At 64.4% G+C, this 14248-nt stretch carries 12 protein-coding genes; 10 read left to right on the top strand and 2 right to left on the bottom strand.

Annotated features, from left to right (window positions below; translation table 11 throughout):
• Positions 1-17 precede the first annotated feature (17 nt).
• Entirely contained in the window at positions 18-857 is an 840-nt protein-coding gene (gene serB / locus LDZ23_RS07665; RefSeq protein ID WP_008349420.1) for a phosphoserine phosphatase SerB, read from the bottom strand.
• A 46-nt stretch (positions 858-903) separates the two neighbouring features.
• The gene (locus LDZ23_RS07660) at positions 904-1860 is read right to left on the bottom strand and encodes a LysR family transcriptional regulator (RefSeq protein ID WP_034473407.1); all 957 of its coding nucleotides are present in this window, start codon (positions 1858-1860) and stop codon (positions 904-906) included.
• 100 nt (positions 1861-1960) lie between these two features.
• Here LDZ23_RS07660 and LDZ23_RS07655 point away from each other — a divergent pair, with 100 nt between their 5' ends.
• From LDZ23_RS07655 to LDZ23_RS07610, 10 genes are all read left to right on the top strand, one after another.
• A complete protein-coding gene (locus tag LDZ23_RS07655) occupies positions 1961-2977 on the top strand; it encodes a zinc-binding alcohol dehydrogenase family protein (RefSeq protein ID WP_034473410.1) in 1017 nt (338 codons plus the stop codon).
• Between the two features lie 157 nt (positions 2978-3134).
• Positions 3135-3686 carry a DUF6013 family protein gene (locus LDZ23_RS07650; protein WP_008349423.1) on the top strand — a complete coding sequence of 184 codons (552 nt, stop codon included), beginning with the start codon at positions 3135-3137 and terminating at the stop codon, positions 3684-3686.
• A gap of 296 nt (positions 3687-3982) precedes the next feature.
• A complete protein-coding gene (gene ku, locus LDZ23_RS07645) occupies positions 3983-4891 on the top strand; it encodes a non-homologous end joining protein Ku (protein ID WP_008349424.1) in 909 nt (302 codons plus the stop codon).
• Between the two features lie 18 nt (positions 4892-4909).
• Positions 4910-7624 carry a DNA ligase D gene (gene ligD, locus LDZ23_RS07640; RefSeq protein ID WP_034473413.1) on the top strand — a complete coding sequence of 905 codons (2715 nt, stop codon included), beginning with the start codon at positions 4910-4912 and terminating at the stop codon, positions 7622-7624.
• A 20-nt stretch (positions 7625-7644) separates the two neighbouring features.
• Complete coding sequence (locus LDZ23_RS07635; RefSeq protein ID WP_034473466.1) at positions 7645-7947, top strand: hypothetical protein; 303 nt, start codon at positions 7645-7647, stop codon at positions 7945-7947.
• Positions 7948-8150: 203 nt separating this feature from the next.
• On the top strand, positions 8151-8780 hold the full coding sequence (locus LDZ23_RS07630) for a biliverdin-producing heme oxygenase (protein WP_008349429.1): 630 nt from the start codon (positions 8151-8153) through the stop codon (positions 8778-8780).
• Positions 8777-11149, top strand: a complete 2373-nt coding sequence (locus tag LDZ23_RS07625) for an ATP-binding protein (RefSeq protein ID WP_244807386.1) — start codon at positions 8777-8779, stop codon at positions 11147-11149. Before LDZ23_RS07630 ends, LDZ23_RS07625 begins: the two co-directional genes overlap by 4 nt.
• Positions 11142-11606, top strand: coding sequence for a response regulator (locus tag LDZ23_RS07620; protein ID WP_008349436.1), 465 nt, complete (start codon positions 11142-11144; stop codon positions 11604-11606). Before LDZ23_RS07625 ends, LDZ23_RS07620 begins: the two co-directional genes overlap by 8 nt.
• A 74-nt stretch (positions 11607-11680) precedes the next feature.
• The gene (locus LDZ23_RS07615) at positions 11681-13618 is read left to right on the top strand and encodes a hybrid sensor histidine kinase/response regulator (protein WP_008349438.1); all 1938 of its coding nucleotides are present in this window, start codon (positions 11681-11683) and stop codon (positions 13616-13618) included.
• Positions 13619-13750: 132 nt separating this feature from the next.
• Positions 13751-14224 (top strand): VOC family protein, encoded by a 474-nt coding sequence (locus LDZ23_RS07610; RefSeq protein WP_008349441.1) that lies wholly within the window; start codon positions 13751-13753, stop codon positions 14222-14224.
• Positions 14225-14248 lie beyond the last annotated feature (24 nt).

Genomic DNA, 14248 nt, shown 5'->3' with positions numbered 1-14248 from the left:
CGCCGTTTTCACATCGATCAGAAGAGCCGCAACAAGCCGTCGAGTCCGACGAAGTTGAACGCGAGACTCGCCGATTGCCGCACGACCGGCTTCGCGCGGAACGCGACCGATAATCCGGCTTCCGCCATCATCTTCAGGTCGTTCGAGCCGTCGCCCATTGCGATCGCGCGTTTCGGATCGATGCCGATCTGCGCGCACGTTTCGATGAGCGTGCGCGCCTTCACATCCGCGTTCACGATCTCGCCGACGACCTTGCCGGTCAGCTTCCCATCGACGATTTCGAGCGTATTCGCGCGCGTGTAATCGAGGCCGAGCCGCGCCTTCAGACGCTCGGTGAAGAACGTGAAGCCGCCCGACACGAGCAGCGTTTTCAGGCCCGCCGCGCGCGCGCCTTCGAGCATGCGTTCCGCGCCCGGCGACAGTTGCAGGCGCTCTTCGTAGACGCGTTCCAACGCGCTTGCATCGAGACCTTTGAGGAGCGCGACGCGGCGCGTGAGGCTCTCGTTGAAGTCCTTGATCTCGCCGCGCATCGACGCTTCGGTGATTGCCGCGACTTCGGCTTTCAGCCCGCAAAAATCCGCGATTTCGTCGATGCACTCGATCGTGATGAGCGTCGAATCCATGTCCATCGCGACGAGGCCGAAATCGGCGAGCTTCGCGTTCGCTTCGATAAAGGCGTAATCGAGCGCATGGGTGCCGCAATAAGCGTCGATGTCGGGGCGCTGCAGCGGATCGGCGTCGATGAGACGCAGAAGGGTGTCGTCGACGCGCTGCGTCTCTTTGGCGCGTGCGAGCGCCGCGAGCGGCCGCAGATGCGAATCGGAAATGGCGCTGGGACTTTGAATGACGAGGTTCATCAAAAAGAGCAGGAAAGGGCGGCGAAACCGCCATTGTAAAGAACCTTCAGCGCTGCACGCGCGCCGGATCGACATCCCAGTAAGGCGGCTCGCCGAACTGTACTGCGAGGAAGTCGATGAACGCGAGCGTCTTCGGCGGCACGAACGCGCGGCTCGGATACACCGCCCAGATCGCGACGGTCTGCGCGAGCGGGTAATCGTCGAGCACGGTGACGAGTTCGCCGCTCGCGAGCAAGGGCGCGACGCTCCACGTCGATTTGAGGCCGATGCCGATGCCCGCCGCGAGCGCATCCCGGATCACTTCGCCGTTGTCCGTCACGATGCGCCCGGACACGCGCACGTCGATGACGCCCGTCGGCGTGACGAAGCTCCAGTCGCGCTGATCGGCGAGGATCACGCATTCGTGATCGACGAGATCGGCGGGATGGCGCGGCGTGCCGTGTTCGGCGAGATACGCGGGCGATGCGCACAGCACGCGCCGGTTGCTCGCGAGCTTTTTCGCGACGAGCGTCGAATCCTTCAGCGCGCCGATGCGGATCGCGAGGTCGATGCCTTCATCGACGAGATCGACGATCTGATCGGTCATGCGCAAATCGACGGTCACGCCGGGAAACTGGCGCAGAAACGCCGGAATCAGCGGCGAGATGTGCTGGCGGCCGAGCGAAGACGGCATCGTCACGCGCAGCCGGCCATGCGGATGCGCCCGCGCGCGCCCGACCGATGCGCGCGCGGCTTCGGCGGCGTCGAGCAGTTCGCGCGCGCGCGCCGCGAAAATCTCGCCTTCCTGCGTGACGGAGACCCGCCGCGTCGTGCGATGCAGAAGCCGGGTGCCGAGCATGCGCTCCAGCCCGGCGATGCGCGCGCTCGCCACCGCCGGCGACAAGCCGAATTCCCGCGCCGCCGCCGACAGATTCGCCAGCGCCGCCGCGCGCACAAAAAGGCCGACGTCGAGCAGATCGAGCCGCTCGCGCGTCGTGTCTTCCGTTACAGGATCGCTCGCCATTCGATGGATTTCCCGAAAAATGTTTCAGCGATTATGACGGTTTTCGAAAGACCGATCGCACTTTAAGATCGAATCCAGTCCACTCACGACGGAGCAAAAAATGAAAGCCATCGGTTTGACCCGCTATCTCCCGATTTCCAATCCCGGATCGCTCGTCGATATCGAACTCGACAAGCCCACGCCGACCGGCCGCGATCTGCTCGTGAAAATCGAAGCGATCGCCGTCAATCCCGTCGACACGAAAGTGCGCGCGCCGAAAGACAAGATCGAGGAGACGCCGCGCGTGCTCGGCTGGGACGCGGCGGGCGTCGTGGAAGCGGTCGGCCCGGACGTGACGCTCTTCAAGGCCGGCGATCCGGTCTACTACGCGGGCGACATTACGCGTCAAGGCGTGAACAGCGAGTTTCATCTGATCGACGAGCGCATTGTCGGCGCGAAGCCGAAATCGCTCGATTTCACCCACGCCGCCGCGCTGCCGCTCACGACGATCACCGCGTGGGAAGCGCTCTTCGAGCGGCTCGGCGTGTCGGCGGAAGGCAAGGACGCGGGCAAGTCGGTGCTGATTATCGGCGGCGCGGGCGGCGTCGGCTCGATCGGCATTCAGCTGGCGAAGCGCGTCGCGAAATTGCAGGTGATCGCCACTGCCTCGCGGCCCGAATCGGCGAAATGGGCCGAAGACCTCGGCGCGGATCACATCGTCAATCACTTCGACGACATTCCGAAGCAGATGAAGGCAATCGGCTTTCCCGAAGTCGATTACGTGCTGATCTTCAACGACACCGACAAGCATTTTCCCGCGGCCGCCGACGTCATCAAGCCGCAAGGGGGCATCGCGTCGATCGTCGAGAACGCGCAGCCCGTTCCCGTCGAATTGCTGAAAGCGAAGAGCGCGGCGTTTCACTGGGAGTTCATGTTCACGCGCGCGATGTTCAAGACGCCCGACATGATCGAGCAGCACAAGCTGCTGTCCGAAGTGGCGCGGCTGATCGACGCAGGCACCATCCGCACGACGCTCGGGAAGAATCTCGGCGCGATCAACGCGGCGAATCTGCGCGAGGCGCATCGCCTTCTGGAAGAAGGGCGCACGGTCGGCAAGCTCGTGCTGACCGGCTTCTGACGAATGTGTTGACGAACATCATCGACGTTGCTGCTCACGCGGGTTTTCCACTAGGATGAGCCAGCGGGCGGGGCGCTAGACTGGATCGGCCCTACAGCTTGCCGGCGCTTCGCGGCGCCGGTCTTTCCTTCCAAGCGCTCGATACGGAGGTGGCGGCATGAATCGTCGTTTGATCGTTCGTCGCATCGTTTCCGTCGCCGCGCTCGCGCTGTTCGCAGCGACCGCCCACGCGACGCCAGGCATCAAGGTTCTCTCCGAAGCGCCCAATGACGGCCCCATCAAGTACACGGTGAAGATGGCGTCGAAGAATTTCGGCAACGAGCAGGAAACGCGCACCATCCGCTCGGGCCAGACCGACGACTTCACCTGGCAGGGCACCGCGCCGAGCGGCGCGCAGGCCGTACCGGACGGGTGCCCGCAGGCGGCGTCGGTGCCCAAAAGCGCCGACGGGCAAGCGGTGCGGCAAGTGCAGATCCGCTTCGCGCCGGTCGTCGCGGACAACGGCGCGGCGAACGTGCAGATCAGCTTTCGCGCATACGCGCCGAAGGGCACGAGCAAGGTGACCGTGGGCGGCAAGAGCCTGCAATGTCCCGTCGATAATCGCTTCAGCCAGATCGTGCGCTTCTCGATGCCGACCTCTACCGGCTCCAAGAAAACCGTCACGCTCGATGACGGCACGCAGTTGACCGTCACCGCGAGCCGCAAGTAACTCGATGGACGCGCCAGCCTTCCCGGCGCGTTTTTTCGATGCCGCATACGCAACTAACTGTCTCGTTTTCCGAACCGCGCAAACTTGTCGCGCAAACTCATCCTCAGTAAAGCTTACAGATGAACGGCCGCACGCAAGCGCGGGCGACCCGGCGCGCCGTGCGTCCGCACGCCCGCGCCGCTTGGCACGCTTTGTGCGAATCTTGTCGATGCCGCGCTGAAAACGGCGCGCAGAAACGCTTGGGCGCATGTTCCCGAGCGTATCCATCGATTCGATCCGACAGCGAAGGTGTCGCAATGCCGCACATGATCTGGAAAGGCGCGATCAGCTTCGGGCTGGTCCACGTGCCCGTGCAACTCTATCCGGCGACGCAGTCGGAGAAGGTCGGCTTCAACCTGCTCGACAAGCGCTCGATGGACCCGATCGGCTACAAGCAGATCAACAAGAACACGGGCAAGGAAGTCACGCGCGACAACATCGTGCGCGGCTTCGAATATGAGAAGGGCAAGTACGTCGTGATGACCGACGCCGAAATCCGCGCGGCCAATCCCGAATCGACGCAGACGGTCGATATTCTCGCCTTCGTCGATGCGCCCGAGATCTCGTTCCTCTCGCTCGATACGCCGTACTACCTCGCGCCCGATCGCAAAGGCGAAAAGGTCTACGCGCTGCTTCGCGATGCGCTGAAGGATACGGGCAAGGTCGGCATCGCGAGCGTCGTGCTGCACAACAAGCAACATCTGGCGGCGCTGATTCCGGTCGGCCCCGCGCTCGCGCTCAACACACTGCGCTGGGGCGACGAAGTGCGCGACTTCAGCCAGTTCAAGTTCCCGGACGAAGACACGAAAAAGGCCGGCGTCACGCCGAAGGAACTCGAAATGGCCAAGCGTCTCATCGACGACATGAGCGACACCTGGGACCCGACGAAGTATCACGACACCTTCAAGGACGACATCATGGCGCTCGTCGACAGGAAGGTGAAGGAAGGCAAGGTTGCCGAGGTGATGAAGATCGACGAAGGTGGCGAGGAAAAGGCATCCGCCGACATCCTCGACTTGTCCGAACTGCTCAAGCGCAGCCTGAAGAAAGGCGGCGCGGCGAAACGCGGCGGCAAGGCCGCGCAATCCGATGACGATTCGGGCGACGAAAGCGGCGAGGAAACCGCGCGTCCGGCACGCAAGACGACGCGCCGCAAACGCGCATAAGCGCACGACCCAACGACGATGGCTGAGAAACTCGAAACCTATCAACGGATGCGGCGTTTCGACAAGACGCCGGAGCCGTCCGGCGCCACGAAGCGCAGCGCGCGCGCGAAAAAGGCCACGCAAAGCGCGCTGTCCTTCGTGATTCAGGAACACGACGCACGCCGCTTGCATTACGACTTCCGTCTCGAACTCGATGGCACGCTCAAATCATGGGCGGTGCCGAAAGGGCCGAGTCTCGATCCGTCGGTGAAGCGGCTGGCGGTGCACGTCGAAGATCATCCGCTCGATTACGGCTCGTTCGAAGGCGAGATTCCCGAGGGCAACTACGGCGCGGGCAGCGTCATCGTGTGGGATCGCGGGACCTGGGCGCCGCAATCGGGCAGCGTCGAGGACGCGGCGCGCGAGTATGCAAAGGGCAAGCTCAAGTTCACGCTGGACGGCGAAAAGCTGCACGGCGGCTGGACGCTCGTGAAAAGCCACATGCGCGGCAGCGGCGACAAGGAGCAATGGCTGCTCATCAAGGAGCGTGACGACGAAGCGCGCCCCGAAGCCGAGTACGACATCTTGCTGAAGAAACCCGGCAGCGTGCTGTCCGATTCGCTCGGCGCACGCGACGAAACCGGTGCGCTGCGCGAGCGCAACGAACGCAAGGCGGGCGCGAAGAAAGCGCCGGCGCGCAAGACCTCGGCGAAAGCAGCGAAGGCGGGGAATGGTCACGCGCATCCGGATATCGTCGCAAATCGCAACGCCGAGTCGTTGCGCACGTTGTCGCACGAACCGGCGATCGAAGGCGCGCAAAAGGCGAAGCTGCCCGCGACGCTCAAGCCGCAACTCGCCACGCTCGTCGATGCCGCGCCGCCCGGAGATGATTGGGGCTACGAAATAAAGTTCGATGGCTATCGCGTGCTCGCGCGCATCGAAACGGTGAAGGGCAAGCGCGAAGTTCGCATCTATACGCGCAACGGCAACGACTGGACCGCGAAGTTCTCGAAGCAGGTGAAGGCGCTCGACAAGCTCGATATCGAAAGCGGCTGGCTGGACGGCGAAGCCGTGGTGCTCGACGAGCGCGGCTTGCCCGACTTCCAGGCGCTGCAGAACGCATTCGACGTGGGGCGCCCGCAAGACATCGTCGTCTATTTCTTCGACGTGCCGTATCTGAACGGCTACGACTTGCGCAACGTGCCGCTCGTGCAACGCCGCGCGATCCTGAAGGCGGTCATCGAGCCGCTCGACGATCCGGTGCTGCGCTTCTCGCAAGACTTCGCCTTTCACGCCGACGACCTGCTCAAGAGCGCTTGCGACATGGCGCTGGAAGGCATCATCGGCAAGCGGATCGACAGCACCTATGTCTCGGGGCGCAGTGCGTCGTGGATCAAGCTCAAGTGCAGACGCCGCCAGGAATTCGTGATCGGCGGCTATTCGGAGCCCTCTGGCAGCCGCGGGCAGTTCGGCGCGCTGCTGCTCGGCGTCTACGATACGGACGGCAAGTTGCAGTACGCAGGGCGCGTCGGCAGCGGCTTCGATCACGCGACGCTCGTCGCGGTGAAGAAGGAACTCGACAAGCGCGAGACTCAACGCATGCCCTTTGCAAGCGAGCCGCAGGAACGCAGCCGCACGCCCGTGCATTGGGTGAAGCCCGAGCTCGTGGCCGAATGCAATTTCGCGGAATGGACCAAGGAGCGCATCGTGCGACAAGCATCGTTCGTCAGTTTGCGGGACGATAAACCCGCGCGTCAGATCGTGAAGGAAGAGCCCGTGGCCGCGAAGAAAGTCGCGGCAAAGAAAATCGCGGCGAAGAAGACGACGGCCGCGAAAAAGGCCAAGGCGAGTCCGGCTGAAATCGAAGGCGTGAAGATCAGCCATCCGGATCGCGTGATCGACAAATCGACGGGGCTGACCAAGCTCGACGTCGTCGAGTATTACGCGTCGGTCGCCGACTGGATGCTGCCGCATCTGAAGGATCGGCCGGTGTCGCTCGTGCGCGCGCCGGAAGACATCGGCGGCGAGCTCTTCTTTCAGAAGCACAGCGCGAAGCTCGCGATTCCGCATATCACGCAGCATCCCGATATCGATCCGGGACATCCGCCGCTGCTCACGATCGAATCGTCGCAGGCGCTCGTCGGCACCGCGCAGATGGGCACGATCGAGCTGCATACGTGGAACGCGGTGGCGTCGAACATCGAGAAGCCGGATCGCATGATCTTCGATCTCGATCCGGGCGAAGGCGTCGGCTGGGAACGCATGATCGAGGCTGCGAAGCTCACGAAGGATCTGCTCGTCGAGCTCGGTCTCACGTCGTTCTGCAAGACGAGCGGCGGCAAGGGCTTTCATGTGGTCGTGCCGCTTGCGAAGCAGGCGAGCTGGGACGACATGAAGGATTTCTCGCAGGCCGTCGCGCAGCATATGGCGAGCACGCTGCCCAAGCTCTTCTCCGCGAAAATGGGCATGCAGAATCGCAAGGGCAAGATCTTCATCGACTATCTGCGCAACAACCGCGGCTCCAGCACGGTCGCCGCATTCTCGCTGCGCGCGCGGCCGGGGCTCGGCGCATCCATGCCGCTTGCCTGGGACGAACTCGATTCCGTCACGAGCGGCGATCAATGGCATATCGGCAACGTGCGCGAGCGGCTCGATGCGCTGAAGAGCGATCCGTGGGCGGGCTATGACAAGGCGCGTCAGCGGCTCACGGCGGAGATGAAGAAGCGGCTTGGCATGAACGCATCGCGCAAGTGAGCGTTCACAAGGAAACGAACATGAAGCAGGCGAACGCGGGCCCGGAGAGCGTGCCCGAACGCGGACGCGAAATGGCGAGCAAGGATCGCGAGAAGCAGGCGCGCGACGATGCGTCGAACGCGCCGCTGCCTCACGAGGCGGATCAGAACGTCGAATCGCAACGCGAACATGGCGCGCGCGATGTTGGCAAGCAGGCGCACGAGGACCTCGAACACGGTCTCGTCGACACGGACCGGCGCGGCGGCGGCGACTATCAGCGCGACACGCAGCGCGACGAACATGCGAATGCGAACAGCGGCGAAGGGCAGTCGAAGGAGCGCTGAACCGAACGGTGAAAAGCCTTCGCGGATGGCAGCGCGCGGGCCGCTTGCGTAGAATGATTCGTTGATCGGGAGCGGGCTTGAACGCAACGTTCGCCGCGTTTTTTCTACCGATGCGCGTATTTCAACAAGCGCGCAAACCGGTAAGCCCTTCCGATGCTTGCATCCCATGACCGCTTTGCGGACTGAAGCCAACACAACGGAACATGCCACTCGACCTTCTGTCCCGTCTGAAGAACGAAACCGCTGCGTGCCACGCGCGGCTGGAGAATGCGCTCGACCTGATGCGGGACGACCTTCAGCGCGACGAATACATCGCGCTGCTCGAACGATTCTATGGTTACGTCGCGCCGTGGGAAGACGCGGCGGCCGCGTGCCTGCCGTCGTCGCTCGCGGACTTTTTCGATGCGCGCCGCAAGGCGTCGCTCCTCGCCGCCGATCTCGCCGCGCTGACGGGTGAAACGCCGTCCGCCGGATCGCTGCCGCAAGCCGGCGCGCGCGATGACCTGCCGCGTATGGACAACATCGGCGATGCCATCGGCTCGATGTACGTGATGGAAGGCAGCACGCTCGGCGGCCGCTTCATCGCGCCGCATGTGGCCGCGCGTCTCGATCTCGCGCCGGGCATCGGCAACGCGTATTTCGACGGCTACGGCCCGCGCACGGGCAGCATGTGGAACGCGTTTCGCGAGACCGCGGCGGCAAGCGTGCCCGAACGCCTTCACGACGATGCGGTGAAAGCCGCCATCGCGACGTTCGAAAGTCTGCAAGCGTGGCTGTGTCCTGAAGCAATCGGCATCGAGTATTCGCAGCCCGCGCCGGGAGCGGGTTCATGAGCGAGTCCGCGAGCGAGCCGCCCATCGGGGCGAGGGCCGTGCGCGAAGCATCGCAAGGACCGCCCGATGCCGAAGCGCGCCGGCGCACGCTCAGCTCGGGCGTCGCCAGCCAGGACTGCGATGCCGAGCCGATCCACATTCCCGGCGGCATCCAGCCGCATGGATTTCTGCTCGTGCTGTCCGACGATCTGCACATCCTGCAGGTCAGCGAGAACCTCGTCTCGCTGACGAACGCGGGTGTCGACGAACTGCTCGGCGCTCCGCTCGATGTCGTGCTCGGCGCGGCGGGCGCGCAGCGCATCGGGCAGGCGGCCGCCACGTCCGCGCTCGACGACGCGCCGCTTTACATCGGCCCGATCGATCTCGCGCCGTCGTCGTCCGATAAGGCGTTGCGCCTCGATGTGACGATACATCGTCATGACGGCACGCTCATCGTCGAGATGGAGACCGCCGCCGCGACGGGCGATGCGTTCGCGTCGATGTATCCGCTCGTCCGCACGTTCGCGCGCGGGCTGCAGGAGGGCGGCAGCGTGCAGGCGCTCGCGGAGCTCGCCGTGCGCGAAGTGCGGGCGATCACGGGCTTCGGCCGCGTGATGCTCTATAGCTTCGACGAGGAAGGCCGCAGCCACGTGCTCGCGGAGGACCGCGACGCGAGTTATCCGTCGTTCCTGCATCAGTTCTTCCCGGCGTCGGACATTCCGCGTCAGGCGCGCGCGCTGTATCTGAAGAACCGTATCCGCCTCGTCGCCGATGTCGACTACACGCCCGCGCGCCTCGTGCCGAGCGTGAATCCCGTCACCGGCCGCCCCACCGATCTCACGTTTGCGACGCTGCGCAGCTTCTCGCCCGTGCATCTGGAGTACATGCGCAACATGGGCACGCATGCGTCGATGTCCGTGTCGATCGTCGTGCGGGGACAGTTGTGGGGACTCATCTCGTGTCACGATCACAGCGCGCGCATCGTGCCGTTCAATACGCGCGTCGCGGTCGAGCATCTCGGGCACATGCTGTCCTTGCAGATCGAAGCGAAGGAAGAGCGCGCCGAGGGCGAATATCTGAGCGCGCTGCGCCGCACGATGAGCCGCCTGATTTCGGCGATGGGCGAGCACGAGAACTTCGTCGCCGGCTTGCGCGCCGTGCCGGGCGACGTACTGAGTTTCGCGCGTTCCGCGGGCGCGGCGATCGTCTTCGACGATCAGGTCACGCTGCTCGGCGCGACGCCCGACGAGGACACCGTGCGCGCGCTCACGCACTGGCTCGCGGAAAACACGTCCGGCGTGTGGGCGACGGATTCGCTCGCGCGCGAATGGCCGCCCGCCAAGGCGCACGCAGACAAGGCGTGCGGCGTGCTCGCGGTGCCGGTCTCGCAGATCTTCCGCAACTATTTGCTTTGGTTCCGTCCCGAACTGATGCAGACGATCGAATGGGCGGGCGAGCCGGTCAAGATCGAAAGCGCGGATGGCTCGAGCGCGCCGCGCACGAGCTTTTCGCCGTGGCTCGAAACGGTGCGCGGCCATTCGGCGCTGTGGCGTCAGAGCGAGCTCGAAATCGCCGCCGAACTGCGCGGCGCGCTGCTGAACATCGTGCTGCGCCGCGCGGAAGAGCGCGCGGAACTCGCGACCGAACTCACGCGCGCGAACAAGGAGCTGGAGGCGTTCTCGTATTCGGTATCGCATGATCTGCGCGCGCCGCTGCGCCATATCGCCGGATACGGCGATCTTCTGCGCGAGCAGGAAGGCGAGCGCATGTCGGACAAGAGCCGGCGGTTTCTCAACAACATGCTGGAATCTGCGCGTTTCGCGGGCACGCTCGTCGACGACCTGCTGACGTTCTCGCAGATGGGCCGCGCCGCGCTCCGGCCCGCGCCGGTCGATCTCGGCCTGCTCGTGAAGTCGGTCGTGCAGGAAGTCGAGGTGGAAGGCTCGGGAAGAAGCATCGAATGGGTGATCGGCGATCTGCCGCGCGTGACCGGCGACGCCGCTTTCCTTCAGCTTGCGGTGCGCAACCTGATATCGAACGCGGTGAAATATACGCGGACGCGGGAATCGGCGAAAATCGAGATATTCGCGACCCGAAGCGGCGACGAATACGTGATCGGCGTGCGCGACAACGGCGTCGGCTTCGACATGAAGTACGGCGCGAAGCTGTTCGGGGTGTTCCAGCGCCTGCATCGCGCGGAAGAGTTCGAGGGCACGGGCATCGGGCTCGCCAACGTGCGGCGCATCATCGAGCGTCATGACGGGCGCACGTGGGCCGAAGGGCGGCTGGGAGAGGGCGCGGTATTCTATTTCTCGCTGCCCGTGACATTCCGCAACGCGAACGGGACGCAAGGCGCGCCAAATACAAAGTCAAGAAAAAACCATGCTTAAACCGATATTGCTCGTCGAAGACAATCCGAACGATCTCGAGCTCACGCTCGTCGCGCTCGACAAGAGTCAGCTCGCCAACGAGGTGATCGTGGCGCGCGACGGTCAGGAAGCCATCGACTATCTCACCTCCGAAGGCGAGTGGAAGGAACGCGCGCCCGGCAATCCGGCGGTGATCCTGCTCGACCTGAAGCTGCCGAAGATCGACGGCCTCGAAGTGCTCGACATGATCCGCTCGAACGCATCGCTGAAGAGCGTGCCGGTGGTCATGCTCACGTCGTCGCGCGAGGAGCAGGATCTCATCCGCAGCTATGAACTCGGCGTCAACGCATATGTGGTGAAGCCGGTGGAATTCGCCGAATTCGTCGAGGCGATCAGCGATCTCGGCGTGTTCTGGGCCGTGCTCAACGAGCCGCCGCCGGGCTCGACGCGCTTTCGCCGCCCGCCGCCCGCGCAATGACCGCTGCGCCCATGAGCACGAATCCGTCCCGGCCGGTGCGCCCGCAAGCGTCCTTTCAAGAGGACGCCTAGATCATGCAGCCTCTGCATCTGCTTCTCGTCGAAGACAACGCACTCGATGCGGAGCTGACGATCGCCCAGCTCGAACGCGCGGACTATGCGGTCGAGGCGTCGATCGTGTACGACTCCGCGGCGTTCATCGCCGAGCTGGAGAAAAAGCGCTTCGACGTGATCCTCGCCGACTTCGTGATGCCGACCTTCTCGGGCATCGAGGCGCTCACGATCGCGAGCGAGCGTTCCCCGGACACGCCGTTCATCTTCGTGTCGGGCTTGCTCGGCGAAGAGCACGCCGTCGATATGCTCAAGCGCGGCGCAACCGATTACGTGCTGAAACAGCGCCTGCAGCGGCTGCCCGCCGTCGTGCGCCGCGCGATGCGCGAGAGCGCCGAGCGCGCGCAACGCATCGCCGTCGAGCGGGCGTTGCGCGAAACGGAGACGCATTTCCGCCTGCTCATCGATGCGCTGAAGGATTACGCGGTCATCACGCTCGATCCCGAAGGCCGCATCCGCACATGGAACGCGGCGTCGGAGCGCATTCTGGGCTTTCCCGCGCAGGACGTGCTCGGCCAGTCCGCGAACATCTTCTATGCGCAGGAAGATCGCGAGGGCGGCGTGTTCGACGCCGAGCTGGAAACCGCGCGGCGCGAAGGCAGCGCGAGCGACGACCGCTGGCTCTGGCGCAAGGATGGCCATTCGTTTTTCGCCTCGGGCGTGACGACGGCGATCCGCAGCGAGCACGACGAACTGATCGGCTTTTCGAAGATCGTGCGCGACGCGACCGACGCCCACATGGCCGCCGACGCGCTGCGGCTCGCAAAGGATCAGGCGGAATCGGCGAATCGCGCGAAGGACCATTTTCTGGCGGTGCTCTCGCATGAACTGCGCACGCCGCTCACGCCGATTCTCGCCGCCGTGCGCCTGCTCGAAATGAAGCACTCGCTGCCGCGCGAGGCGCATCCGACGCTCGATCTCATCCGCCGCAATGTCGAGCTGGAAGCGCGCCTCATCGACGATCTGCTCGATCTCACGAGCATCGCGCGCGGCAAGCTGTCGCTGAATTTCGCGAGCGTCGCGCTCGATACCTTGCTGACGAGCGCGCTCGACATGTCCGAAGCCGATCTGCGCGCGAAGAGCCTCACGCTCGAAACGCATTTCGACGCGGGCCGGTTCGTCGTGCTCGGCGACGCGGCGCGCCTTCAGCAGATCATCTGGAATCTGATGAAGAACGCGGTGAAGTTCACGCCGGCGGGCGGGCGCATCGACGTGCGGACCTGGAATCCGGATCCGTCGACGATCGCCGTTTCCGTGACGGACAGCGGCATCGGCATCAGCGCGGAGGCGTTGCCGCGCATTTTCTCGGCGTTCGAACAGGCCGACGATTCCATCACGCGCTCGTTCGGCGGCCTCGGGCTCGGTCTCGCGATCGCGAGCACGCTCGCGCAGAAGCACGGCGGCACGCTTTCGGCCTACAGCGAAGGCCGCGACGCGGGCGCGCGCTTCACGCTGACGCTGCCGCTCGCGAAACTGCAACCCGCGCGCGAGGACGAGCCGCTCATCGAAGCCGCGAGCCGGGAACAGGGACGCGCGCTCAAGGTACTGCTCGTGGAGGACAACGAGCAGACGTCGTCGGCGATGGCCGAAGTGCTCGAAATGCTCGGCCACGAAGTGTCGGTTGCCGTAACGGTCGCTCAGGCGCTCGAACGCGCGAAGAGCGGGCCGTTCGATCTGCTCGTCAGCGATATCGGCCTGCCGGACGGCAGCGGACTCGATATCGCGCGCGCGTGGCAGAACCTGCAGCCCGACAAGCCGTCGGTGGCGATCACGGGCTACGGCATGGACGAGGACATCCGCCGTTGCCGCGAAGCCGGTTTTCGCGATCATCTGACCAAGCCGGTCAATTTCTCGCGGCTCGAAGCGCTGATTCAATCGCTCGCGGAACAGCATTCGAAATAAGCTATCGGCGCGCGCCGGTCGAAGAAATTTGACAGGCGTCTGCGGGCTTGTGTCGATTCGCGCGCGGCCCGTTCGTCGTAGGCTATGAGACCGCGCCAAACCCGGCGCGCTCACTCACTAAACGGAGCCGACATGTCCCAATCCGCCGTCAAGCCGATTCCCGAAGGCATGCGTTCGCTGACCCCGCATCTCGTGTGCGCGGGCGCCGCAGAAGCGATCGAGTTCTACAAGCGCGCGTTCAACGCCATCGAGCTGGGCCGCATGCCCGGGCCCGACGGCAAGCTCATGCACGCGATGGTCAAAATCGGCGATTCCATGCTGATGCTCGTCGATGAGTTCCCGCAATTCGGCTCGGTCGGTCCGAAGGCGCTGAACGGATCGCCGGTCACGATTCACCTGTATGTCGAAGACGCCGACGCCACCGTGAAGCAGGCCGAAAGCGCCGGCGCGAAAGTCACGATGCCCGTCGCCGACATGTTCTGGGGCGACCGCTACGGGCGTCTCGAAGACCCGTTCGGTCATCAATGGTCGGTCGCGACGCATACGCGTGACATGACGCCGGAAGAAATGAAGCAGGCGATGGCGCAGCAGCCTTGCGGTCAATGAACGAAACCACGCACGCAAGTGAGA

Origin of the sequence: Caballeronia zhejiangensis (assembly GCF_022879815.1) — a bacterium.
Classification (GTDB): domain Bacteria; phylum Pseudomonadota; class Gammaproteobacteria; order Burkholderiales; family Burkholderiaceae; genus Caballeronia; species Caballeronia zhejiangensis.
This window is presented reverse-complemented; position numbering and strand designations above follow the sequence as displayed.